Origin of the sequence: Burkholderia sp. BCC1208 (assembly GCF_902833095.1) — a bacterium.
Classification (GTDB): domain Bacteria; phylum Pseudomonadota; class Gammaproteobacteria; order Burkholderiales; family Burkholderiaceae; genus Burkholderia.
This window is the reverse complement of sequence record NZ_CADFDY010000006.1, coordinates 366,765-391,258: the sequence shown is the minus strand read 5'-3', so window position 1 is coordinate 391,258 and position 24,494 is coordinate 366,765. Positions and strand designations below refer to the sequence as shown.

The 24,494-nt window shown below is 66.0% G+C and carries 25 protein-coding genes and 1 pseudogene; 15 read left to right on the top strand and 11 right to left on the bottom strand.

What is annotated here, in order from left to right; all coding sequences use genetic code 11:
• Nucleotides 1–180 precede the first annotated feature (180 nt).
• From HWX09_RS16875 to HWX09_RS16835, 9 genes are all read left to right on the top strand, one after another.
• Nucleotides 181–555 (top strand): Mth938-like domain-containing protein, encoded by a 375-nt coding sequence (locus HWX09_RS16875; protein ID WP_012328660.1) that lies wholly within the window; start codon nt 181–183, stop codon nt 553–555.
• Nucleotides 556–679: 124 nt separating this feature from the next.
• A complete protein-coding gene (locus tag HWX09_RS16870) occupies nt 680–2,356 on the top strand; it encodes a glycosyltransferase family 39 protein (protein ID WP_027784622.1) in 1,677 nt (558 codons plus the stop codon).
• A 13-nt stretch (nt 2,357–2,369) separates the two neighbouring features.
• Entirely contained in the window at nt 2,370–2,741 is a 372-nt protein-coding gene (locus HWX09_RS16865; RefSeq protein WP_027784623.1) for an EamA family transporter, read from the top strand.
• A 130-nt stretch (nt 2,742–2,871) separates the two neighbouring features.
• Nucleotides 2,872–4,023: a DegT/DnrJ/EryC1/StrS aminotransferase family protein gene (locus HWX09_RS16860; RefSeq protein WP_027784624.1), complete on the top strand. Its 1,152-nt coding sequence runs from the start codon at nt 2,872–2,874 to the stop codon at nt 4,021–4,023.
• A gap of 6 nt (nt 4,024–4,029) precedes the next feature.
• Nucleotides 4,030–5,067 (top strand): glycosyltransferase, encoded by a 1,038-nt coding sequence (locus HWX09_RS16855; RefSeq protein ID WP_027784625.1) that lies wholly within the window; start codon nt 4,030–4,032, stop codon nt 5,065–5,067.
• On the top strand, nt 5,064–6,011 hold the full coding sequence (locus tag HWX09_RS16850; RefSeq protein ID WP_027784626.1) for a formyltransferase: 948 nt from the start codon (nt 5,064–5,066) through the stop codon (nt 6,009–6,011). The genes HWX09_RS16855 and HWX09_RS16850 overlap by 4 nt, the downstream gene beginning before the upstream one ends.
• Nucleotides 6,008–7,063 (top strand): bifunctional UDP-4-keto-pentose/UDP-xylose synthase, encoded by a 1,056-nt coding sequence (locus tag HWX09_RS16845; protein ID WP_027784627.1) that lies wholly within the window; start codon nt 6,008–6,010, stop codon nt 7,061–7,063. The genes HWX09_RS16850 and HWX09_RS16845 overlap by 4 nt, the downstream gene beginning before the upstream one ends.
• 13 nt (nt 7,064–7,076) lie before the next feature.
• Nucleotides 7,077–7,973 (top strand): polysaccharide deacetylase family protein, encoded by an 897-nt coding sequence (locus tag HWX09_RS16840; RefSeq protein ID WP_027784628.1) that lies wholly within the window; start codon nt 7,077–7,079, stop codon nt 7,971–7,973.
• 103 nt (nt 7,974–8,076) lie between these two features.
• Nucleotides 8,077–8,538, top strand: a complete 462-nt coding sequence (locus tag HWX09_RS16835) for a peroxiredoxin (RefSeq protein ID WP_027784629.1) — start codon at nt 8,077–8,079, stop codon at nt 8,536–8,538.
• A gap of 213 nt (nt 8,539–8,751) precedes the next feature.
• Here HWX09_RS16835 and HWX09_RS33960 read toward each other — a convergent pair.
• Nucleotides 8,752–8,978: pseudogene (locus tag HWX09_RS33960) on the bottom strand (hypothetical protein); the annotation flags it as partial.
• On the opposite strand from HWX09_RS33960, the gene HWX09_RS16830 reads away from it, so the two are divergent.
• Entirely contained in the window at nt 8,874–10,676 is a 1,803-nt protein-coding gene (locus tag HWX09_RS16830) for a PhoH family protein (protein WP_027784630.1), read from the top strand. The pseudogene HWX09_RS33960 and the gene HWX09_RS16830 overlap by 105 nt on opposite strands.
• A 234-nt stretch (nt 10,677–10,910) precedes the next feature.
• On the top strand, nt 10,911–12,002 hold the full coding sequence (locus HWX09_RS16825) for a C40 family peptidase (RefSeq protein ID WP_027784631.1): 1,092 nt from the start codon (nt 10,911–10,913) through the stop codon (nt 12,000–12,002).
• Nucleotides 12,003–12,154: 152 nt separating this feature from the next.
• Here HWX09_RS16825 and HWX09_RS16820 read toward each other — a convergent pair whose 3' ends face one another.
• The 10 genes from HWX09_RS16820 to HWX09_RS16775 all read right to left on the bottom strand — a co-directional run bounded on the left by HWX09_RS16820 (nt 12,155) and on the right by HWX09_RS16775 (nt 19,777).
• Entirely contained in the window at nt 12,155–13,165 is a 1,011-nt protein-coding gene (locus HWX09_RS16820) for an inorganic phosphate transporter (RefSeq protein WP_027784632.1), read from the bottom strand.
• Between the two features lie 10 nt (nt 13,166–13,175).
• Nucleotides 13,176–13,802, bottom strand: coding sequence for a DUF47 domain-containing protein (locus tag HWX09_RS16815; protein ID WP_006478627.1), 627 nt, complete (start codon nt 13,800–13,802; stop codon nt 13,176–13,178).
• Between the two features lie 138 nt (nt 13,803–13,940).
• Entirely contained in the window at nt 13,941–15,323 is a 1,383-nt protein-coding gene (locus HWX09_RS16810; RefSeq protein WP_027784633.1) for a replicative DNA helicase, read from the bottom strand.
• Nucleotides 15,324–15,465: 142 nt separating this feature from the next.
• On the bottom strand, nt 15,466–15,918 hold the full coding sequence (gene rplI, locus HWX09_RS16805; RefSeq protein ID WP_027784634.1) for a 50S ribosomal protein L9: 453 nt from the start codon (nt 15,916–15,918) through the stop codon (nt 15,466–15,468).
• 27 nt (nt 15,919–15,945) lie between these two features.
• The gene (rpsR, locus tag HWX09_RS16800) at nt 15,946–16,221 is read right to left on the bottom strand and encodes a 30S ribosomal protein S18 (RefSeq protein WP_006486248.1); all 276 of its coding nucleotides are present in this window, start codon (nt 16,219–16,221) and stop codon (nt 15,946–15,948) included.
• A 4-nt stretch (nt 16,222–16,225) separates the two neighbouring features.
• Entirely contained in the window at nt 16,226–16,525 is a 300-nt protein-coding gene (priB, locus tag HWX09_RS16795; protein ID WP_027784635.1) for a primosomal replication protein N, read from the bottom strand.
• Between the two features lie 40 nt (nt 16,526–16,565).
• Entirely contained in the window at nt 16,566–16,940 is a 375-nt protein-coding gene (gene rpsF / locus HWX09_RS16790; protein WP_027784636.1) for a 30S ribosomal protein S6, read from the bottom strand.
• 232 nt (nt 16,941–17,172) lie between these two features.
• Complete coding sequence (locus tag HWX09_RS16785; RefSeq protein ID WP_027784637.1) at nt 17,173–18,066, bottom strand: zf-HC2 domain-containing protein; 894 nt, start codon at nt 18,064–18,066, stop codon at nt 17,173–17,175.
• Nucleotides 18,056–18,697 (bottom strand): RNA polymerase sigma factor, encoded by a 642-nt coding sequence (locus HWX09_RS16780; RefSeq protein WP_027784638.1) that lies wholly within the window; start codon nt 18,695–18,697, stop codon nt 18,056–18,058. The genes HWX09_RS16785 and HWX09_RS16780 overlap by 11 nt, the downstream gene beginning before the upstream one ends.
• Before the next feature lie 168 nt (nt 18,698–18,865).
• On the bottom strand, nt 18,866–19,777 hold the full coding sequence (locus tag HWX09_RS16775; protein WP_027784639.1) for a LysR family transcriptional regulator: 912 nt from the start codon (nt 19,775–19,777) through the stop codon (nt 18,866–18,868).
• A 172-nt stretch (nt 19,778–19,949) separates the two neighbouring features.
• Between HWX09_RS16775 and gcl the strand changes: the two genes are divergently transcribed.
• From gcl to lysM, 4 genes are all read left to right on the top strand, one after another.
• The gene (gene gcl, locus HWX09_RS16770) at nt 19,950–21,725 is read left to right on the top strand and encodes a glyoxylate carboligase (protein ID WP_027784640.1); all 1,776 of its coding nucleotides are present in this window, start codon (nt 19,950–19,952) and stop codon (nt 21,723–21,725) included.
• A 43-nt stretch (nt 21,726–21,768) separates the two neighbouring features.
• Nucleotides 21,769–22,578, top strand: a complete 810-nt coding sequence (gene hyi / locus HWX09_RS16765; RefSeq protein WP_027784641.1) for a hydroxypyruvate isomerase — start codon at nt 21,769–21,771, stop codon at nt 22,576–22,578.
• 41 nt (nt 22,579–22,619) lie between these two features.
• Nucleotides 22,620–23,513, top strand: a complete 894-nt coding sequence (locus HWX09_RS16760) for a 2-hydroxy-3-oxopropionate reductase (RefSeq protein ID WP_027784642.1) — start codon at nt 22,620–22,622, stop codon at nt 23,511–23,513.
• Between the two features lie 461 nt (nt 23,514–23,974).
• On the top strand, nt 23,975–24,445 hold the full coding sequence (gene lysM, locus HWX09_RS16755) for a peptidoglycan-binding protein LysM (protein WP_027784643.1): 471 nt from the start codon (nt 23,975–23,977) through the stop codon (nt 24,443–24,445).
• Nucleotides 24,446–24,494: the final 49 nt, after the last annotated feature.

The window sequence follows — 24,494 nt, the reverse complement described above, 5'->3', positions numbered from 1 at the left end:
GCGCCCGCAGGCGACCAAAAAGTTATAATTTAGCGGATTTTGGCCGACTTTCGCAATGCACCATAGCCGCGCCGGGCCCGCGCCGTCGGGCGTGGGCGCGTGCCCGAGGGTGCGAAACCGGCCGGGCGGGCCCGTACGGCCCTGCCAATCCATTCCCCTACGGAACCGCGGAATACCGATTTGAAACTGCACCAGGACACGAGCGGCGCGCTCAACACCGTCACCGGCTACGGCCCCGATTATGTCGACGTCAATCTCGAACGCCATGAAACGAGCGTCATCGTGCTGCCCGGCGCGCCGGTCCAGGCCTGGCCGGTGTCGTCGTTCGACGCGCTCGCGCCCGAGCATTTCGCGATGCTGCTCGACCCGACGCCCGAACTCGTGATCTTCGGCAGCGGCGCGCGGCTGCGCTTCCCGCACCCGCGGCTCGTCGCGGCGCTCACCGCGAAGCGGATCGGCGTCGAGACGATGGATTTCCAGGCCGCCTGCCGCACCTACAACATCCTGATGGCCGAGGGCCGCAAAGTCGCCGCCGCGCTCTTAATTGAACGTTAATCCCCGATGCGGTAAAACTCGGGCCGGCGCAGCGGGTCGATCCCCGGATCGCCCCGGCCAGGCCGCCCGCCCCCGGCGCACCCCGCCGGCGGCCCGTCACAACAACCAAACAGGCTGAAAACCCATGAACGATACGCCGTCGAGGCTACCGCTCAATCGCATCACGCTCGTCCTCCTGCTCGTCGCGCTCGCGATCGTCTGGTTCGCGCCGCTCGGACTGCGCCACCTGATCCCGAGCGACGAAGGCCGCTACGCGGAAATGGCGCGCGAGATGTTCGTCACCGGCGACTGGATCACGCCGCGCTACAACGGCTACAAGTACTTCGAGAAGCCGCCGCTGCAGACCTGGCTGAACGCGCTGACGTTCGCGTGGTTCGGCATCGGCGAATGGCAGGCGCGCCTCTATACCGCGGTGGCGAGCTTCGCCGGCGTGCTGCTCGTCGGCTACACCGGCGCGCGCCTGTTCAACCCGCTGTCGGGCTTCCTCGCGGCCGTCGTGCTCGCCAGCTCGCCGTACTGGAACCTGATGGGCCACTTCAACGCGCTCGACATGGGGCTCGCGTTCTGGATGGCGCTGTCGCTCTGCTCGCTGCTGCTCGCGCAACGGCCCGGGCTGCGCCCGGCCGCGGTGCGCGGCTGGATGTGGGCGTGCTGGGCCGCGATGGCGTTCGCGGTGCTGTCCAAGGGCCTCGTCGGCCTGATCCTGCCCGGCGCCGTGCTCGTGCTGTATACGCTGGTCGCGCGCGACTGGGCGCTATGGAAGCGCCTGTACCTGGTGAGCGGCCTCGTGATCTTCTTCGCGATCGTCACGCCGTGGTTCGTGCTGGTCCAGCAGCGCAACCCCGAATTCTTCAATTTCTTCTTCGTCGTCCAGCAATTCCGCCGGTATCTGACCCCGGAACAGAACCGTCCGGGCCCGCTGTACTACTTCGTGCCGGTGCTGCTGGTCGGCTTCCTGCCGTGGCTGTCGGTCGCGTGGCAGAGCCTCCGCCATGCGCTGCGCATGCCGCGCCAGCCGAACGGCTTCTCGCCGATGCTCGTGCTGCTGATCTGGAGCGCGTTCATCTTCCTGTTCTTCAGCGCGTCGCATTCGAAGCTGATCTCGTACGTGCTGCCGGTCGCGCCGGCGCTCGCGCTGATCATCGGCGCGTACCTGCCGCTGATGACGGCCGACCGCTTCCGTCGCCACCTGCTCGGCTACCTCGTGTTCTTCGTCGCCGCGGCGTTCGGGATTATCTTCCTCGCTTACCAGGGCGACGCACGCACGCCGAACGCGCTGTACCGCGCGTTCCAGCTGTGGCTGTACGCCGGTCTCGCGGTCTCGGCCGCGCTGACGCTCGCGGCCGCGTGGCTGAACCGCCGCGCGGGCGTGGCCGCCGCGCTCGCCGCGTTCGGCGCCGCATGGCTCGCGTTCGGCACGATCGGCGGCACCGGGCACGACGAGTTCGGCCGCTACAGCTCGGGCGCGCTGCTCGCGCCGGCCGTGCGCGCCGAACTGGCGAAGCTGCCGCCCGACACGCCGTTCTACTCGGTCGAAATGCTCGATCACACGTTCCCGTTCTACATGGGCCACACGACGATCATGGTCCAGCGCCAGGACGAGCTCGCGTTCGGGATCTCGGTCGAGCCGAACAAGTGGATCCCGACCGTCGGCGAATGGATCACGCGCTGGAAGCAGGACACCCATGCGCTCGCGATCATGGGGCCCGGCCAGTACGACGCGCTGGTCAAGGAAGGCGTGCCGATGCGCGTGATCGCGCGCGACAACCGCCGCGTGATCGTCGAGAAACCGCAATCGTAAGGACGTCCCCCGCATGAATCCCGTTTCGTTCGTCTGCATCATCACCGGCGTGATGCTCAACGCCTGTGCGCAACTTCTGCTGAAAGCCGGCGTCAACGCCGTTGGACACTTCGAATTCAGCCGTGCGAACATCATCCCGGTCGGGTTCAAGATCGCGACCCAGCTGCCGATCATCGGCGGCCTCGGCTGCTACGTGCTGAGCGTCGTCGTGTGGATCGTCGGGCTGTCGCGGGTCGACGTGTCGATCGCGTACCCGATGCTATCGCTCGGCTACGTCGTCAACGCGTTCGCGGCGTGGTACCTGTTCGGCGAGGTGCTGTCGGTCCAGCGGCTCGTCGGCATCGGCATCATTCTGATCGGGGTGCTCGTGCTTGCACGAAGCTGAGCATGCCTCGCGGCGTTAAGCGTCCGCCTACAAAAAATCACGGTGCGAATCCGCCAACCGGTGTTTAATGCCGGTTTCGGACGGATCGCCCGACCCTTTTATTACACGCCATTACAGGCCAAACGCGTTCATGAGCCAGAATACCGCTCCGTTTCTGCCGTTCACCCGCCCCGAGATCGATGAGGAAACCATCCAGGGCGTCGTCGACGTGCTGCGCTCGGGCTGGATCACCACCGGCCCGCAGTGCCAGAAATTCGAAGCCGCGCTGTCCGAGTACTGCGGCGGCCGGCCGGTCCGCGCATTCAATTCGGGCACCTGCACGCTCGAGATCGGCCTGCGCATCGCGGGCGTCGGCGCCGGCGACGAGGTGATCACGACGCCGGCTTCGTGGGTCTCGACCAGCAACGTGATCATCGAAACGGGCGCGACGCCCGTGTTCGCGGACATCGATCCCGTCACGCGCAACATCGACCTCGACAAGCTCGAGCAGGCGATCACGCCGCGCACGAAGGCGATCATCCCCGTGTTCCTGTCCGGCCTGCCGGTCGACATGGACCGCCTGTACGCGATCGCCCGCGCGCACAACCTGCGCGTGATCGAGGACGCCGCGCAGGCGTTCGGCTCGACGTGGCACGGCAAGCGCATCGGCGCGATCGGCGACATCGTGTCGTTCAGCTTCCACGCGAACAAGAACCTGACGACGATCGAAGGCGGCGCCCTCGTGCTGAACAACGAGGACGAAGCCGTGCTCGCGCAGAAGTACCGGCTGCAGGGCATCACGCGCACCGGCTTCGACGGGATGGACTGCGACGTGCTCGGCGGCAAGTACAACCTGACCGACGTGGCCGCGCGCGTCGGCCTCGGCCAGTTGCCGCACATCGAGCGCTTCACCGCGCAGCGCCGCGCACTCGCCCGCGCGTATTTCGCCGCATTCGACGGCGGCGCGGCCGCGAAGCTCGGCGTCGGCCTGCCGGTCGCCGAATTCGAGAACGGCAACTGGCACATGTTCCTGATCACGCTGCCGCTCGAGCGGCTGTCGATCCCGCGCGCCGAGTTCATGGCGCAGATGAAGGAACGCGGCATCGGCACGGGCATCCACTACCCGGCGATCCATCTTTTCACGCTGTATCGTGCGCGCGGGTTCAAGGAGGGCATGTTCCCCCACGCCGAACGGTACGGCGCGTCGACCGTCACGCTGCCGCTGTTTACGCAGATGACGGAAGGCGACGTGCGTCGCGTGGTCGACGCCGTCAATCAGATTTGCGAACAATACGGAAAATAAGCGTACATGAGTCCCCTTGAAGCACGCGCCGGGCATCCGGGCGCCGCGCACCTGGACGCCGGCCGGCCCGAAGTGTCGGTCATCATCCCCGTGTACAACGAGGAAGACGGCCTCGCCGCGCTGTTCGCGCGGCTGTATCCGGCGCTCGACGCACTCGACACGTCGTACGAAGTGATCCTGATCAACGACGGCAGCCGCGACCGCTCGGCCGCGATGCTCGCCGATCAGTTCCACGTACGGCCCGACACGACGCGCGTGGTGCTGCTCAACGGCAACTACGGCCAGCACATGGCGATCCTCGCCGGCTTCGCGCAATCGCGCGGCGAGATCGTCATCACGCTCGACGCCGACCTGCAGAACCCGCCCGAGGAAATCGGCAAGCTGATCGCGAAGATGCGCGAGGGCTACGACTACGTCGGCTCGATCCGCAAGCAACGCCAGGACAGCCTGTGGCGACGCAAGGCGTCGCAGATGATGAACCGGCTGCGCGAGCGCATCACGCGCATCAAAATGACCGACCAGGGCTGCATGCTGCGCGCATACAGCCGCCGCATCATCGACACGATCAACGTGTGCGGCGAAGTCAACACGTTCATCCCTGCGCTCGCGTACACGTTCGCGCAGAAACCGACCGAAATCGAGGTCGCGCACGAGGAACGCTTCGCGGGCGAATCGAAGTATTCGCTGTACAGCCTGATCCGGTTGAACTTCGACCTGGTGACGGGCTTCTCGGTCGTGCCGCTGCAGTGGCTGTCGTTCATCGGCGTGATCCTCTCGCTCGGCTCGGCCGCCCTGTTCGTGCTGCTGCTCGTGCGCCGCTTCATCGTCGGCGCGGAAGTGCAAGGCGTGTTCACGCTGTTCGCGATCACGTTCTTCCTGCTCGGCGTGATCATCTTCGCGCTCGGCCTGCTCGGTGAATACGTCGGCCGCATCTACCAGCAGGTACGCGCGCGGCCGCGCTACCTGATCCAGGCCGTGCTCGAGCAGCACGACGGCGTGCCGCCGGTGCCGGCCGCCGCGAACCGCCCGGGAGCCGCGCAATGAAGCCGCGCGCGGTCGTCTTCGCGTATCACAACGTCGGCGTGCGGTGCCTGCAGGTGCTGCTCGCGCGCGGCGTCGACGTCGCGCTGGTCGTCACGCACGAGGACAATCCGAACGAGAACATCTGGTTCGGCAGCGTCGCGTCCGTCGCGGCCGAGCACGGCATTCCGGTCGTCACGCCGGCCGATCCCGCCGATCCGGCGCTGCGCCGCGCGGTGTCCGACGCGCAGCCCGATTTCATCTTCTCGTTCTACTACCGGCACATGCTGCCGGCGGACCTGCTCGCGATCGCGCCGCGCGGCGCATACAACATGCATGGTTCGCTGCTACCGAAATACCGGGGTCGGGTACCGACCAACTGGGCCGTGCTGAACGGCGAGACCGAGACCGGCGCGACGCTGCACGAGATGGCCGCCAAGCCCGACGCGGGCGCGATCCTCGCCCAGACCGCGGTGCCGATCCTGCCGGACGACACGGCCGCGCAGGTGTTCGACAAGGTCACGGTGGCCGCCGAGCAGACGCTGTGGCGCGTGCTGCCCGCGCTGCTCGCGGGCGAGGCGCCGCACCTGCCGAACGATCTCGCGAGCGGCAGCTACTACGGCGGGCGCAAGCCCGAGGACGGCCGCGTCGACTGGTCGAAGCCGGCCGCGCAGGTCTACAACCTGGTGCGCGCGGTCGCGCCCCCGTATCCGGGCGCATTCACGGACGTCGGCGGCGCGCGCTTCGTGATCGCGCGCGCGCGCCTCGCGGCGCCCGGCGGCGCGGCAGCGGCCGCCGCGGCAGATTTGCCGCCCGGCCTGCACGTAAGCGATAATGCGCTATTCGGCGTCTGCGGCGACAGCCGCGCCCTATCCATTCTCGAGCTGTGGCAGCAGCGCGACGGCAGCGAAACCGTCGTGACGCCCGCGGAATTCGCGCAGTTCATTCATTCTTCCCGTCATTCATGAAAGCAAAAAAAGTCCTGATCCTGGGTGTGAACGGCTTCATCGGCCATCACCTGTCGAAGCGCATTCTTGAAACCACCGATTGGGAAGTGTTCGGCATGGACATGCAGACCGACCGGCTGGGCGACCTCGTCAACCACGAGCGGATGCATTTCTTCGAAGGCGACATCACGATCAACAAGGAGTGGGTCGAGTATCACGTGAAGAAGTGCGACGTGATCCTGCCGCTCGTCGCGATCGCGACGCCGGCCACCTACGTCAAGCAGCCGCTGCGCGTGTTCGAGCTCGACTTCGAGGCGAACCTGCCGATCGTGCGTTCGGCCGTCAAGTACGGCAAGCACCTCGTATTCCCGTCGACCTCCGAGGTCTACGGCATGTGCTCGGACGAGCAGTTCGACCCGGATGCGTCGGCGCTCACCTACGGCCCGATCAACAAGCCGCGCTGGATCTATGCGTGCTCGAAGCAGCTGATGGACCGCGTGATCTGGGGCTACGGGATGGAAGGCCTGAACTTCACGCTGTTCCGTCCGTTCAACTGGATCGGCCCGGGCCTCGACTCGATCTACACGCCGAAGGAAGGCAGCTCGCGCGTGGTCACGCAGTTCCTCGGCCACATCGTGCGCGGCGAAAACATCAGCCTCGTCGACGGCGGCTCGCAGAAGCGCGCGTTCACCGACATCGGCGACGGCATCAGCGCGCTGATGAAGATCATCGACAACAAGGACGGCGTCGCGTCGGGCAAGATCTACAACATCGGGAATCCGAAGAACAACTTCTCGGTTCGCGAGCTCGCGCACAAGATGCTCGAACTGGCCGCGGAATTCCCCGAGTACGCCGATTCGGCCAAGCAGGTGAAGCTCGTCGAAACGACGTCCGGCGCCTACTACGGCAACGGCTACCAGGACGTGCAGAACCGCGTGCCGAAGATCGACAACACGATGCAGGAGCTCGGCTGGGCGCCGCAGGCGACGTTCGACGACGCGCTGCGCAACATCTTCGAAGCGTATCGCGGCCACGTCGCCGACGCGCGCGCGCTCGTCGAACAGCAAGGCTGACCGGGACGCTCGCTTGGCTCGTATCGTCCTCAAGATCGACGTCGACACGCTGCGCGGCACGCGCGAAGGCGTGCCGAACCTCGCGCGCATCTTCGATCGCTTCAATGCCCGCGCGACCTTCCTCTTCAGCCTCGGGCCCGATCACACGGGCTGGGCGCTGCGGCGCGTGTTCCGTCCGGGCTTCCTGAAGAAGGTGTCGCGCACGTCGGTGGTCGAACACTACGGCGTGAAGCAGCTGATGTACGGCGTGCTGTTGCCCGGCCCCGACATCGGCCGCCGCGCGATCGCCGACATGCGCGCGATTCACGAGGCCGGCTTCGAATGCGGGATCCACACGTGGGATCACGTCTACTGGCAGGACAACGTGCGCGTACGCGATCGCGACTGGACCGCGCGTGAAATGCAGAAGAGTCATGCGCGCTTCATCGAGATCTTCGGCGCGCCGCCCGTCACGCACGGCGCGGCCGGCTGGCAGATGAACGACTCGGCATTTGAGCAGATCGACGCGTGGGGGATGCGCTATGCATCCGACGGCCGCGGCCACTCGCCGTACCTGCCCGTGGTCGGCGGCCGCACGCTGTCGCACGTGCAGATGCCGACCACGCTGCCGACGCTCGACGAAGTGCTCGGCATCGACGGCGTCGACACGCACAACGTCGCCGCGCACCTTCTCAAGTTCACCGAAACCAATCCGCACGACCAGGTGTTCACGCTGCATGCGGAACTGGAAGGCCAGAAGCTCGCGCCCGTATTCGAGCAACTGCTCGCCGGCTGGCGTGCGCAAGGCCACACGTTCGCGACGATGGGCGACTACCACGCGACGCTGGACCGCGACTCGCTGCCATCGTACCCTGTCGCGTGGGGCGAAATCTCCGGCCGCTCCGGTGAACTGATCGTCCAGCCCGACTGAGTTCGCGCGCGAGCCGGCGCTGCGCCCTTGCGGCGCGCTGCCGCGACGCCCCGCCGAACCGCGCCGCCGCAGCGGCGCCCGTCCATAACAACAGGAGAAACACGTGTCCGTCGAAGTTGACCGTCAAGTTCCCGATTTCACCGCACCGGCCACGGGCGGCGACATTTCGCTGTCCGACCTGAACGGCAAGAAGCTCGTGCTGTACTTCTATCCGAAGGACAACACGCCGGGCTGCACGACCGAAGGGCTGCAGTTCCGCGATCTCTACCCGAAGTTCAAGAAAGCCGGTGCGGAAGTCATCGGCGTGTCGCGCGACAGCCTGCGCTCGCATGACAATTTCAAGGCCAAGCTCGAACTGCCGTTCCCGCTGATCTCCGATGCCGACGAAGTGCTGTGCGCGTTGTTCGATGTCATCAAGATGAAGAAAATGTATGGCAAGGAAGTGCGCGGAATCGAGCGCTCGACGTTCCTGCTCGACGCCGACGGCGTGCTCCGTCAGGCATGGCGCGGCATCAAGGTACCGGGTCACGTGGACGACGTGCTAAAGGCTGTACAAGCGCTTTGAGGCGCGTTATATTGGGCCGCAATGAATGCCAGTTCGCCCCATATTTCTCGTAGCTGCGCCGGTGCCCGTTGCAATGTTTGCCGGCATCTGACGCGCATCACGACGGCATCAGCCGAGCCGCATGTCCCTGTCGACGGGGCAGCGGCTTTTTTTATGGAACGCGCGCCGGCCCTCTCCGGTCCGGCCCTTACCGCATCGAGGAGCTGATCGACACTTAGGCGAACCGGCTAGACGAAATTCCTGTGCGCCACCGCGCGCAAACTGCATGCGTCTACGTCACGCAGGATGCGATCAGCGGCGCACTTCATGCGACACGATTCCTCCCGAGGGACACCATGCCTTTGCCTACTCCCCCCAGCAAGCTCGGCAGCCTGCTGCCGCCCGACGAATACAAGGCGAAAGCGCGGCCCGCGAAAGCCGCGAAGAAATCCGCCGAAGGGGACGCATCCACAGCCGGCGACTATGGCCCGGCGAGCGTGGCCCAACCGATGATCGAAGCCGCGAACACGGCCGCGCCGTTGCGCGCCGTCGCGTCTTCGGCGCCCGATGCCGCGAGCGTACCCGCGCGCGGCCGCAAGACCAGGCAGACGGCCGCCCTGCTGCAGCCGCTGCCGACGCCCGTCGAACCCGCGGCGCCCGTCGTCGCACGCAACGACAAGCCGGCCGCCGACAAACCGGCCGCCACGCCCGCGCGCAACGCCGGCGCCGCGACGAAGTCGCGCGGCCGCAAGCCCGCCGAAGCCGAACTGCAGAAACTGTTCGTGCTCGACACGAACGTGCTGATGCACGACCCGAGCAGCCTCTTCCGCTTCGAGGAACACGACGTCTATCTGCCGATGATGACGCTCGAGGAACTCGACAACCACAAGAAGGGGATGTCCGAAGTCGCGCGCAATGCTCGCCAGGTCAGCCGCACGCTCGACGCGCTCGTCGCCGACGGCGGCCCGATCTCGGCCGGCATTCCGCTGTCGCGCCTCGGCAGCCGCGACGCGCTCGGCCGCCTGTACTTCCAGACGAAGCTCGCGGACATCGCGCCCGTCGAAGGCCTGCCCGAAGGCAAGGCCGACAACCAGATCCTCGGCGTCGTGCGCGCGCTACAGCGCGACCGGCCGGATCGCCAGGTCGTGCTGGTGTCGAAAGACATCAACATGCGGATCAAGGCGCACGCGCTCGGCCTGCCTGCGGAAGACTACTTCAACGACCAGGTGCTCGAGGATTCGGATCTCCTGTACAACGGCGTGCGTGAGCTGCCGCAGGACTTCTGGACCAAGCACGCGAAGGGCATGGAGAGCTGGCAGGACACGAAGACGGGTACCACGTACTACCGCGTGACGGGCCCGCTCGTCGCGTCGATGCTCGTCAACGAGTTCGTCTATCTGGAGCCGCAGAACGGCGAGCCGACGTTCCACGCGATCGTCCGCGAGCTGAACGGCAAGACGGCGCTGCTGCAGACGCTGCGCGACTACAGCCACCACAAGAACAACGTGTGGGGCATCACCGCGCGCAACCGCGAGCAGAACTTCGCGCTGAACCTGCTGATGAACCCCGAGATCGACTTCGTCACGCTGCTCGGCCAGGCCGGCACCGGCAAGACGCTCGTCGCGCTCGCGGCCGGCCTCGCGCAGGTGCTTGACGACAAGCGCTACAACGAGATCATCGTGACGCGCGCGACCGTGCCCGTCGGCGAGGACATCGGTTTCCTGCCCGGCACCGAGGAAGAGAAGATGCAGCCGTGGATGGGCGCATTCGACGACAACCTCGAAGTGCTGCAGAAGACCGACGACGCGGCCGGCGAATGGGGCCGTGCCGCGACGCAGGAGCTGATCCGTTCGCGCCTGAAGGTGAAGAGCATGAACTTCATGCGCGGCCGCACGTTCGTCGACAAGTATCTGATCATCGACGAGGCGCAGAACCTGACGCCGAAGCAGATGAAGACGCTCGTCACGCGCGCGGGCCCCGGCACGAAGATCGTCTGCCTCGGCAACATCGCGCAGATCGACACGCCTTACCTGACCGAAGGCAGCTCGGGCCTCACCTACGTCGTCGACCGCTTCAAGGGCTGGGGCCACAGCGGCCACGTGACCCTCGCGCGCGGCGAACGCTCGCGGCTCGCCGACTACGCGTCGGACATTCTGTAACGCGCAGGCCGGCCTCGGCCGGCTTTCGACGCCACGCGGCGCTCCGTTTCCGGAGCGCCGTTTTTATTTGGGGTCGAAGACAAAAGTAACGCTTCGTCACGCAATAACGCAGTTTACGCGCGAAACTTCAAGTAAATTCTCAAGAATGGTTGCTTAAGCCCCGCCGGAGCGTCTACCATCGGGTCTGTCTGTTGTCATACGATTCGCGAGCGCGCCGCGCTCGCCCGCCTTGCCATGCTTCGAATCTGGGTTCCCGTCGCCGTCGTCTCCCTGCTTGCGGCCTGTTCCAGCGTGCCGCCGCAGTCGGCATCGCGTTCCGCTTCGGGCATGAAGATCACGACGCCGCGTGCCTTCCCGGCGCCCGCCAATTTCCCGAAATTCGTCGACCACAGCGTCGGCCAGGAAGAAATCTCGATCCAGGCGATGAGCCTCGTCGGCGTCCCGTATCGCTGGGGCGGCAACACGCCGACGAGCGGCTTCGACTGCAGCGGGCTCGTACGCTACGTGATCGGCCGCGCGGCCGACGTGAACCTCCCGCGCACGACCGCCGACATGAGCGGCCGCGGCGTGTCGGTCGAACCCGACGAGATCGCGCCGGGCGACCTGATCTTCTTCAATACGACCGGGCGCCCGCATTCGCACGTCGGTATCTATGTCGGCAAGCTGCGCTTCGTCAACGCACCGTCGACGGGCGGCACCGTCCGGCTCGACTACCTGACGAACCCGTACTGGGCGAAGCGCTTCGACGGCATTCGCCGCGTCGCGCCGCCGCGCTCGGCCCCGACGCCGTTCGATGCACCGACCTACGAGGCCAAGCGCGATGCGCCACGCAATCCGCCGGCGGTCGCGGCCGCTCCGGTGGTCGTGACGGCTGCCGCCGCACCGCGTCAACCCGCGTACGCACCGCCGCAAGCAAGGGCGACGCAGGCGACGGCGACGACCGCCCCGCCCGCGCCGGTCGTGACGGCCGCCGCAGTTGCACTGCCCGCACCGGCCACCGATCCATACGAACCGCCGCCACCGCGGATGCAGACGGCCCAGCAGCAAGCCACGTCCGCGAATGACGCCATGCCCGCGATGACGGCCGATGCAGCAGCGGCCGCCCCGGCGGAAGTCGGCACGCAGATTCCGACCACCGCGCTGACGGCCGCCCAGGCCGCCGCCTTCGATGCCGAACCGCCGCCGGCCACCGCATCGGCGCCCCCGCGCGGTATCGAGCCCGCGCCCGTGCAGGTGTTACGTGCATCGACGCAATCCGCGCCCGTCAGGCCGCGCACCGGTACGGCGGACGATCCGATCGCACGGTTTGCGAACGGCAGTTACTGACCGGTCGCTCGCACCCGCCCGTCAACGACGTTGGCGGCATCTGCCGCCCCTCACCTCGTCGTCGCCCCCTTCCGCCGCCCCAAAAAAAATGCGCCGCAGCCTTTCGGCTTGCGGCGCATTTGATGTCGATGTCGATCCGGTAGTGTCGGCGCTCAGAAGATCTGATGTCCGAGCCACCACCCGCCGGCCGCGAACAGCGCGGCCGCCGGCAGCGTCAGCACCCACGCCCACACGATGTTGCCGGCGACGCCCCAGCGCACCGCCGACAGCTTCTGCGTCGCGCCGACACCGACGATCGCACCGGTGATCGTGTGCGTGGTCGACACGGGAATGCCGAGGAACGACGCGATGAACAGCGTGATCGCGCCACCGCTTTCCGCGCAAAAACCGCCGACCGGCTTGAGCTTCGTGATCTTCTGGCCCATCGTGCGCACGATGCGCCAGCCGCCGAACAGCGTGCCGAGGCCCATCGACAAGTAGCACGCGCCGATCACCCAGGCCGGCGGCGCATCGGCGGTCGCCGACGCGTAACCGCTCGCGATCAGCAGCATCCAGATGATACCGATCGTCTTCTGCGCGTCGTTGCCGCCGTGACCGAGGCTGTACAGGCCGGCCGACAGCAGTTGCAGCCGGCGGAAACGCCGGTCGACCTTGCTGGGCGCGGTACGGAAATACAGCCACGACACACCGAGCATGAACAGCGAACCGAGGATGAAACCGAGCAGCGGCGAAATGAAGATGAACGCGATCGTCTTCAGCAGCCCGTCGATGTTCAGCGCACCCCAGCCGGACTTCGCGAGCGCCGCGCCGACGAGGCCGCCGATCAGCGCGTGCGACGAGCTCGACGGAATCCCGTAGTACCACGTGATCACGTTCCAGCCGATCGCACCGATCAACGCGCCGAACACGACGTAATGGTCGACGATCTCGGGATCGATCGTGCCTTTACCGACGGTCTGCGCGACTTTCAGGTGGAAAATGAAGTACGCGATCACGTTGAACGCGGCCGCGAACACCACGGCCTGCTGGGGCTTCAGCACCCCTGTCGACACGACGGTGGCGATCGAGTTCGCCGCATCGTGAAAGCCGTTCATGAAATCGAATACGAGCGCGACGAGCACCAGCGTCGCGACCATCCAGAGGGCGAGTTGTATCGAATGCATCGTGGTCCGCTCAGGCGTTTTCCAGCACGATGCCTTCGATGATGTTCGCGACGTCCTCGCACTTGTCGGTGATCTCCTCGAGCAGCTCGTAGATCGCCTTCAGCTTGATGAGCGTCTTCACGTCGTCTTCCTCGCGGAACAGCTTCGACATCGCCGCGCGCAGCACGCGATCGGCCTCCGACTCCCAGCGGTCGATTTCCTCGCACTGCTTGAGGATCTGGGCCGACTGCTTCATGTCGGACAGCAAGCCGACGGCCTGCTGCACGTGTTGCGCCGACTGCGTGACGATGTGCGCGAGCTGGCTCGCCTCGGACGTGACGGACTGCACGTCGTACAGCGACACGGCCGTCGCGACGTCTTCCATCAGGTCGAGGATGTCGTCCATCGTCGTGATCAGCTTGTGGATCTCGTCGCGATCGAGCGGCGTGATGAAGGTCTTGTGCAACAGATCGATCGCCTCGTGCGTGAGCTTGTCGGCGGCCTTCTCGGCGATTTGCACGTTTTGCTTGTGAATCTCGGCGTCGGCGAGATTGTCGATCAGCAGTTCGAGCTCGCGGCCACCGGAAACGATGTGCTTCGCGTGCGCGTTGAAGAGTTCAAAGAACTTGCCCTCGGTGGGCATGAATCGACCGAACATGGGATTCCTGAGAGATTGTCAAACTACTGTCACGAAAACGGGCGACATTGTACCGTTTCCGGTCGCGCCGCGGCGCGCGCACATGCACGCGCCGGGATTGGATACAACGTTTGGCGAAATAGGGGTTTACTTCCGGCGTTATTCGCCGTGGAAGGTTTGCGCCCCTGCAAAATTGTCGAACTTCGTGTATTGACCGATGAACGTGAGCCGAACGGGGCCGATCGGACCGTTACGCTGCTTGCCGATGATGATTTCCGCGGTGCCCTTGTCGGGACTGTCCGGGTTGTAGACTTCGTCGCGGTAAATGAACAGGATCACGTCCGCATCCTGTTCGATTGCGCCCGATTCGCGCAAATCGGACATCACCGGGCGCTTGTTCGGGCGCTGTTCGAGGCCGCGGTTCAGCTGCGACAGCGCGATCACCGGCACGTCGAGTTCCTTCGCGAGACTCTTCAGCGATCGCGAAATTTCCGAAATCTCGGTCGCGCGGTTCTCGCCCTGCGACGAACCCGACATCAGCTGCAGGTAGTCGACGATGATCAGGCCGAGCTTGCCGCATTGCCGCGCAAGTCGCCGTGCACGGGAGCGCAATTCCATCGGGTTCAGGCCGCCCGTTTCGTCGATGAAGAGCTGCGCCTCGCTCATCTTCTGCACCGCGTGCGTCAGTTTCGGCCAGTCCTCGTCCGTCAGGCGGCCCGTGCGCATCCGGTGCTGGTCGAGCCGGCCGATCGAGCCGAGCATACGCATCACGAGCTGGGTGCCCGGCATTTCCATCGAGAACACCGCGACCGGCAGCCCGTACTCGACCGCGACGTATTCGCCGATGTTCATCGAAAATGCGGTCTTCCCCATCGACGGTCTTCCGGCCACGATGATCAGCTCACCACCGTGCATCCCGGACGTCATCCGGTCGAGGTCGATGAAGCCCGTCGGCGTGCCCGTGACGTCGCTCGGATTCGCGGTGTGGTACAGCGTATCGATGCGCTCGACGACCTGCGTGAGCAGCGGGCCGATCTCGAGGAAGCCCTGGTTGCCGCGCGCGCCCTCTTCGGCGATCGAGAACACCTTCGATTCGGCTTCGTCGAGCAGCTGGCGGACTTCCTTGCCCTGCGGATTGAAGGCGTCGGCCGAGATTTCGTCGGCGACCGACACGAGCCGGCGCAGCACCGCGCGGTCGCGCACGATTTCCGCGTAGCGGCGGATGTTCGCCGCACTCGGCGTGTTCTGCGCCAGGGCGTTCAGATACGCGAGCCCGCCGACGTCGTCGGCCTTGCCGGACGTGGTCAGCGCTTCGTACACGGTCACGACGTCGGCCGGGCGCGTCGACGCGATCAGGCGGCCGATATGCTCGTAGATGATCCGGTGGTCGTAGCGATAGAAGTCGCCCTGCGACAGGAAGTCGGCGATCCGGTCCCATGCCGCGTTGTCGAGCAACAGGCCGCCGAGCACCGACTGTTCGGCTTCGACCGAATGCGGCGGGACTTTCAGCGATTCGATTTGGGGATCTTGCGGCGCGTTCATGGGTTGGGATTATCGCGAATAGATGGCGGCAGCGCTACCACCGCTTGCGGGAGCGAGCGGACAATAAAAAAGGCAGGCCCCGGTTGCCCGGGCGCCTGCCCTTGTCCGAGCGACGGAAGCCGCCCGGCAAGCTTGCATACGCTTACGCGTGGTCGCCGATCACGTTGATCGTGACGTCGACGACGACGTCCGTGTGCAGCGCGACCTGGACGTTGTGCTCGCCGATCATCTTCAGCGGGCCTTCCGGCATGCGCACTTGCAGCTTCTCGACTTCGTAGCCTGCCTTCTTCAGCAGTTCCGCGACGTCGCCGTTCGTGACCGAGCCGAACAGACGGCCGTCGACGCCCGACTTCTGCGTGATTTCGAACGTCTGGCCGTTCAGCTTCTCGCCGACTGCCTGCGATGCCGCCAGCTTTTCAGCGGCGATCTTTTCGAGTTCAGCGCGGCGCACTTCGAATTCGGCGATCGCTTCCTTCGTTGCACGGCGAGCCTTGCGGTTCGGGATCAGGAAGTTGCGAGCGTAACCGTCCTTGACCTTGACGATGTCGCCGAGGTTACCCAGATTGGCGACTTTTTCCAACAGAATGATTTGCATTCGAATTCTCCTTATTGCGTCGCCTGATTACGCCTTGTGCTGATCGGTGTACGGCAGCAGCGCGAGGAAACGCGCACGCTTGATGGCCGTATCCAGCTGACGCTGATAGTGCGCCTTCGTACCCGTCAGACGAGCCGGCGTGATCTTGCCGTTTTCGCCGATGAAGTCCTTCAGCGTTTCCGTGTCCTTGTAGTCGATTTGCTCGACGCCGGCAGCCGTGAAACGGCAGAACTTCTTGCGCTTGAAGAGCGGGTTTTGTTGCTGACGACGCTTGTCGAATTTCTTACCAGTCGGGCGGGGCATGATTTCAGTCCTTTCCAATGTCCTGCAATGCTGTGATGTGAAACACCAAGGTTCTCGCGTTGCGGCTTTTCTTGGCCAGGAAGCCCGTGAACAGCGTTTCGACGCCCATTTCACGACTCTCCAGCCTGCCGCTCGCCTCACCGGCCGCCACCGCCTCGATCGTCATTTCGACCTGACGGGGAATGCCTGCTTCGACGACTTCCGTGCGGTGATGCAATGTGGCGCTTGCGATCGGAACACCTGCCGGCGTATATCGCACCGGTGCGCGTTCGACGACGCTCGCCGTCAATTGCAACTTGTTCACGTAAGTGGCGCGCTCCTTGATGGCTTAATGAGTGACGAACTTAAGCCTGCGCTTCGGCCGGCTGAGCTGCAGCCGCCTTCTTGGCTTCTTCGCGCTGAACTTCCTTCATCATCGGCGACGGGCCGGTTTCGGCCTTCTTCATCTTGACGATGAGGTGGCGCAGCACGGCGTCGTTGAACTTGAACGCGTGTTCGAGTTCGTCGAGCGTCGTCTGGTCGCACTCGATGTTCATGCAGACGTAGTGAGCCTTCGCGAGTTTCTCGATCATGTAGGCCAGTTGGCGACGGCCCCAGTCTTCGACACGGTGGATCTGGCCGCCGTGCGACGTGATCGTGGTCTTGTAACGCTCGATCATCGCGGGCACTTGCTCGCTTTGATCGGGGTGCACGATGAATACGATTTCGTAATGACGCATTACACACTCCTTGTGGATTAAAGCCACCCGGGCGTCTGAACCGGTGTGGCAAGTGAGAAGCCGAAGATTCTAACCCGGTTACGGGGCGCGCGCAAGGTCAATCGATGATTTGCAAACGGATTCGGCCGTGTTTTCAAAGACTTGAACAGGAATGCCGGTGCAAACGACCATCGTTCGGGCCTTCTGGCGTCGGGGTCGGAACGGAAACATGCCGGCGCCGACGCCGCCGCGATCATTCGCCGGGCGTGCCCGCGAGCCGCGCGTCGAGCGCCGTCCGGAACGCCGCGAGCGCCGACGGCTCGGCGTCGGTCACGGCCCACCACGTCATCCCGGCCGCGTTCCAGCGGTCGAGTGCATAGCCCTGCGACACCGTCGAATACGGGGCGGACGGTCGCTGCCCCGCCGGCTGCACGTAGACGTCGACCACGTGCTGCCGGTGACGGTAGACGAGCACCGCGACGCGGCGACGCCCGACGTAGTCGAGCCGGCCGCCGATCAGCGCGAAGCCGTTCGTGGCGAGATCCTCGACCGGCGGCGCATAGTCGAGCCGGCCGTTGAACCACGGCTTGACCGTGTGCTGGTCGGTCGAGATCACGTCGATGTCGCGCGCCGACAGGTCGGCCCGCACGTGGCTCGCGACGAGTTCGTCGACCATGCGGTCGGTGTCGGCATGGCGGGCGGACCATGCCATTCCGCCCGCCGCCGCGAGCGCCATCAGCAGCGCGACGCCCCAGCCGAGGCCCGGCAACGCGGCCACGCGGGGCCCGGTACCGGTCGATACCGGTCGTGCCGACCCGCCACGCCCGGTCAGCCAGGAGAACCAGTCGCGCCCGCGCGGCCGCCGCGGCGGTGACGGGGACTCAGGCCGCGGCTCGGCCCGCGACGGCTCATGGGCACGCGCGTCGGCGGCTGCCGGCAGACTCGCGAGGATGCTCGCCCGCAGCGCGTCCGGCGCGCGGTGATAATCGGCCTGCCGGACGGCCTGCACCAGCGTGACGATTCGCGCACGTTCGCGGCGGCACGCCTCGCACCCCTCGACATGCTGCTGGACCCGCAACGCATCGGGCGCCGACAGCTCGCGGTCGACGTCCGCGTCCAGCAATGCTCGCGCTTCGTTACAGTCCATCGATAGCCTCCGATGCGGTTCCGCCGGCCGGCGCACGGCCCTGCCGGCCTTCGGTCGCCGGCGCCGGCGCGCCGCCCAGCAGCGCGGCGAGCTTGCGCCGGCCGCGCGCGAGCCGCGACATCACCGTGCCGACCGGCACGTCCGCGATCGCCGCGATCTCGCGGTAGCTCAGGTCCTCCATTTCGCGCAGCACGAGCACCTCGCGGTATTCGGGCGGCAGCTTCGCGAGCGCCGCATTCACGAGCCGCACGTTCTCGCCGCGCAACAGGTGCGCCAGCGGATCCTCCGTGGCCGGCTGCCAGTCGTCGGGCACGTCGGCGTCGTCGAGCGTATCGGGCAGCGCGACCTCGTGCGCATGCGTGCGCCGCCGCCACTCGGTGTACCAGGTGTGGCGCACGATCGTCAGCAGCCACGGCCGCGCGTTGTCGCCGCGACACGAATCGACGAAGCGCAGCGCGCGCATGCACGCGTCCTGGACGACGTCGTCCGCATCGCCGGCGCTGCCGCTCAGCCAGCGCGCGAGGTTGTACGCGGCGTCGAGATGCGGCAGCACGAGCGTGCGAAACCGCTCGCCGCGCGCGGCCGCATCGTCCGCCGCCCGTTCATCGACCGCCTGTCCGGCTTGCCCCACATGGCCTCCCTGGTCCCGGCGGCCGACGCCGCGCCCGTTCCGCGCACGGCGCCCGGACAGACCGGCAACGTGCGCGCTCGATGACCTTACCGCTGCTGCGTCGAGTTTATTCCCGCGCCGGGCGCACGAAGCGTAAAAAATCGCCGGACGGCCGGGCGGGCCGCCCCGCTACGGCGTGGAGCTCCAGTAGCCGGGGCGCGCGTACGCGGCGCGCAGGTAGTCGATGAAATAGCGCACGCGCGCCGGCACGTAGCGCTGCTGCGGGTAGACCGCGAGGATGTCGTAGTCGGGCAGCGCATATTCGTCGAGCACGGTCTCGAGCGCGCCCGTTTCGAGCTGCGCGGCGATTTCCCACGTCGAGCGCCAGCCGAGCCCGAGCCCTTCGGCCACCCAGCGGTGCAGCAGTTCGCCGTCGTTGCAGTCGAGATTGCCGGTCACGCGCATCGTCGCGATCTTGCCGTGGCGCTGGAAATACCAGCCGCGGTTCTGGCCGCCCTGCAGGTTGAACGCGAGACAGTTGTGCTTCAGCAGATCGTCGAGCGACTTCGGCCGGCCGTGCTTGCGGAAATACTCGGGCGTGCCGCACACGACGCGCCGGTTCGATGCGAGCTTCACCGCGACGAAGTTCGGATCGACCGCGCCGCCGATCCGGATCGACAGGTCGTAGCCCTCGCGCACGAGATCGACGACGCGGTCGGTCAGGTTGAACGACAGCTGCATCTCCGGCTTGTCGGCCAGAAAGCCCGGCGCGTGCGGCGCGACGTGCTTGCGGCCGAACGCGGCCGGCGCCGACACGATCAGGTGGCCGCTCACCGCGCGCCGCCCGGCGGCCAGCTCGTTCTCGGCCTGATCCCATTCGGTGAGCAGCCCGCGGCAGCGCTCGAGGAACGCGGCCCCCTCCTCGCTGACGACCAGCCGTCGCGTCGAGCGATACATCAGCTTCACGCCGAGGCGCTTCTCCAGCGCGTCGATGCGCCGCCCGAGCACCACCGGCGACACGCCCTCCTCGAGCGCCGCCGCCGCGAGGCTGCCGGCATCGGCCACCCGCACGAACGTCTCGATCTGCTTGAAGCGATCCATCTTTCGTCTCCGTCTGCGTTCCGACTCCGGCGGGAAGCCCCGTCCGGCGGTCATTCCATACTTTTAGTTTCGAAATAAGCGACTTCGGCTGATCTTATCAAACCTTTCCTGCATCCCTAAAGTGTTCCCAACAGACCGATTCGCAAGATCCGCCACATTCAAGGAGACATTCATGGCCAAGATGAGAGCCGTCGACGCAGCCGTACTCGTGCTCGAGAAGGAAGGCATCCAGACCGCGTTCGGCGTGCCCGGCGCAGCGATCAACCCGTTCTACTCGGCCATGCGCAAGTCGGGCGGCATCAGCCACGTGCTGGCGCGCCACGTCGAAGGCGCATCGCACATGGCCGAAGGCTTCACGCGCGCCGCACCGGGCAACATCGGCGTGTGCATCGGCACGTCGGGCCCCGCCGGCACCGACATGATCACCGGCCTCTACTCCGCGTCCGCCGACTCGATTCCGATCCTCGCGATCACGGGCCAGGCACCGCGCGCGCGCCTCTACAAGGAAGACTTCCAGGCCGTCGACATCGAATCGATCGCGAAGCCGGTCACCAAGTGGGCCGTCACCGTGCGCGAACCGGCGCTCGTGCCGCGCGTGTTCCAGCAGGCGTTCCACCTGATGCGCTCGGGCCGTCCGGGCCCGGTGCTGGTCGACCTGCCGATCGACGTGCAGCTCGCCGAAATCGAATTCGACATCGACACGTACGAACCGCTGCCGATCTACAAGCCCGCGGCCACCCGCGCGCAGATCGAGAAGGCGCTCGCGATGCTCAACGACGCGGACAAGCCGCTGATCGTGTCGGGCGGCGGCGTGCTCAACGCGGCGGCCGAAGACCTGCTCGTGCAGTTCGCCGAAACGGTCGGCGTGCCGGTGATCCCGACGCTGATGTCGTGGGGCGCGATTGCCGACGACCATCCGCTGATGGCCGGCATGGTCGGCCTGCAGACGTCGCACCGCTACGGCAACGCGACGATGCTCGCGTCCGACTTCGTGCTCGGCATCGGCAACCGCTGGGCGAACCGCCACACGGGCAGCGTCGAGGTCTACACGAAGGGCCGCAAGTTCGTGCACGTCGACATCGAGCCGACGCAGATCGGCCGCGTGTTCGGCCCCGATCTCGGCATCGTGTCGGACGCGAAGGCGGCGCTCGAACTGTTCGTCGCGGTCGCACGGGAATGGAAGGCGGCCGGCAAGCTGAAGGACCGCAGCGCATGGGTGGCCGACTGCCAGGAACGCAAGCGCACGCTGCAGCGCAAGACCCACTTCGACAACGTGCCGGTCAAGCCGCAGCGCGTGTACGAAGAGATGAACAAGGTGTTCGGTCGCGATACCTGCTACGTCAGCACGATCGGCCTGTCGCAGATCGCCGCCGCGCAGTTCCTGCACGTGTTCAAGGCGCGCAACTGGATCAACTGCGGCCAGGCCGGCCCGCTCGGCTGGACGATCCCCGCCGCGCTCGGCGTGCGTGCGGCCGACCCGAGCCGCCCGATCGTCGCGCTGTCCGGCGACTACGACTTCCAGTTCATGATCGAGGAGCTGGCGGCCGGCGCGCAATTCAAGCTGCCGTACGTGCACGTCGTCGTGAACAACTCGTACCTCGGGCTGATCCGTCAGGCGCAGCGCGCGTTCGACATGGACTACTGCGTGCAGCTCGCGTTCGACAACGTGAACGCGCCGGAACTGAACGGTTACGGCGTCGACCACGTGGCCGTCGCGGAAGGCCTCGGCTGCAAGGCGCTGCGCGTGTTCAAGCCGGAAGAAATCGAGCCGGCGCTGCGCCAGGCGCAAACGCTCGCGGAAGAGTTCAGCGTGCCGGTGGTCGTCGAAGTGATTCTCGAGCGCGTGACGAACATCTCGATGGGCACCGAAATCGACGCGATCAACGAATTCGAGGAGCTCGCCGAAAAGGCCGAGCACGCACCGACCGCGATCTCGATGCTCGACTGACCCGCACGACATTTTTGACTGACCGACCGAAGAGGCTTAGCTCATGCCGAAGTTTGCTGCAAACCTGACCATGCTGTTCAACGAAGTGCCGTTCCTCGACCGCTTCAAGGCGGCCGCGGACGCGGGCTTCGACGCCGTCGAGTTCCTGTTCCCGTATCCGTACGCGAAAGAGGAACTCGCCGAACGGCTCGAGACGCACCGTCTGCGCCTCGTGCTGCACAACCTGCCTGCCGGCAACTGGGACCTGGGCGAGCGCGGCATCGCGTGTCTGCCCGATCGCGTCGACGAGTTCCAGGAAGGTGTCGGCCGTGCGATCGAGTATGCGAAGGCGCTGAAGGTGCCGCAGCTGAACTGCCTCGTCGGCATCCCGTCGGCGAGCACGGCGCGCGACAAGACGTTCGTGACGATCGTCGACAACCTGCGCTTCGCCGCCGATGCGCTCAAGCGCGAAGGCATCCGCCTGCTCGTCGAGCCGTGCAACAGCTTCGACATCCCGGGCTTTGCGCTGAACCGCTCGTCCGAAGGGCTCGACGTGATCCGCGCGGTCGGCTCGGACAACCTGTTCCTGCAGTATGACATCTATCACATGCAACGCATGGAAGGCGAACTGGCCGCGACGATCGAACGCAACCTCGCGTCGATCGGCCACGTCCAGCTCGCGGACAACCCGGGCCGCAACGAGCCGGGCACCGGCGAGATCAACTACGCGTTCCTGTTCGCGCTGCTCGACCGGCTCGGCTATGCCGGCTACGTCGGCTGCGAATACAAGCCCCGTACCACCACGACGGAAGGCCTCGGCTGGCTGCAAAGCGTGGCCGGTTGCGCACCGGCCTCGGCGCGTCGCGCCGCCTGAGTCGCACCCTTCCCGTTTTCAGCCCCATAGGAGACTTTCACATGGCAACCATCGGTTTCATCGGCCTCGGCATCATGGGCGCGCACATGGCGCGCAACCTGCTCAAGGGCGATCATCAGCTCGTCGTGAACGGTGCGTTCCCGATTCCGGACGACCTGCGCGGCAGCGCGAAGGTCGTCGCGAGCTCGACCGAAGTCGCGCGGCACGCCGACATCATCATCTCGATGGTGCCGGACACGCCCGACGTGCGTAACGTGCTGTTCGCCGACGACGGCGTCGCGAAGGGCCTGACCGCCGGCAAGCTCGTGATCGACATGAGCTCGATCTCGCCGCTCGACACGCAGGAATTCGCCAAGCAGATCAACGCACTCGGCTGCGACTACCTCGACGCGCCGGTGTCCGGCGGCGAAGTCGGCGCGCGCGAAGCGACGCTGACGATCATGGTCGGGGGCCCGGAGCAGGCGTTCGAGCGCGCGAAGCCGCTGTTCGAGAAGATGGGCAAGAACATCACGCTCGTCGGCGACAACGGCGCGGGGCAGACCTGCAAGGTCGCGAACCAGATCATCGTCGCGCTGAACATCGAGGCGGTCGGCGAAGCGCTGCTGTTCGCCGCGCGCTCGGGCGCCGATCCGGAGCGTGTGCGCCAGGCGCTGATGGGCGGCTTCGCCGCGTCGCGCATCCTCGAAGTGCACGGCGCGCGGATGACCAAGCGCACGTTCGATCCGGGCTTCCGCATCGAGCTGCACCAGAAGGACCTGAACCTCGCGCTCGACGGCGCACGCAAGCTCGGCCTCGCGCTGCCGCACACCGCGAGCGCGCAGCAGCTGTTCAGTGTGTGCGCATCGCACGGCGGCAAGGCATGGGATCACTCGGCCCTCGTGCGAGCGCTCGAGATCATGTCGAACTTCGAGATCGGCCAGACGCCGGCCGCGTAACGCGGATGCGGCAACGCGCGCTTTCGCCGCGATGGCGCAGGCGCGCGACGAATACACGCGACTCGGCCGCGGCCGGTCGCATCGATGCGCGACGCACGCGCGCATCACGGTGGGGCGCCCCGCCCCGCATCGCCAACGGCGTGCGGGACGGGGCGAAAAACGCCGCTCTGGGCTGAGAGCGGCGTGGTGGGGTCCGCAGCGGCACCCGGCGGCGCCGGGGAAGCCTTGGTCGGTCAGACGTCGTCGTCGGGTGTCCGCCTGTCGGATTTCGCGTATTACATTTCTTTACGTTCGAGCGTGCGATTTTTCATGCAATCGTCGCGTTGAACGCCTACACTTTCGCCACGCCTTTCGAGAAAACCGCCGCGCCTGCGCGCCCCTTCCGGGGCCCGCACCCAGCGCGGTGTTTTTTTCGCCACTTCACGGCGCGTTTTCTTTTCAACCACCTAAGGAGTGCAACGATGGGTCTTCTTTCGTTTATCAAGGAGGCGGGTGAAAAACTGCTGGGTCACGCCGATGCACAGGCAGCGGAAGATCCGAATGCCGCGAACCAGACCGCGGCCGATGCGATCAAGAATTACATCAACTCGCAAAATCTCGACACGTCGAACCTGACCGTCGCGTTCGACGGCGCATCGCGCACCGTCACGCTGTCGGGCAGCGTTGCCGATCTCGACACGAAGGCGAAGGTCAAGGTCGCGGCCGGTAACGTGCAAGGCGTCGCGGGCGTCAACGACGACGATCTGCAACCGGACGATCCGGAAGTGCAGTACCACGACGTGAAGCCGGGCGACACGCTGTCGGCGATCGCCAAGGAAGTGTATGGCGATGCGAACAAGTACCCGGCGATCTTCGAGGCGAACAAGCCGATGCTGTCGAGCCCGGACCGGATCTACCCGGGCCAGAAGCTCGTGATTCCGCCGCAGTCCTGAGCGCGCAGTCCCGAGCGTTCTCGTAGCACCGACGCAAAAATGGCAGGCC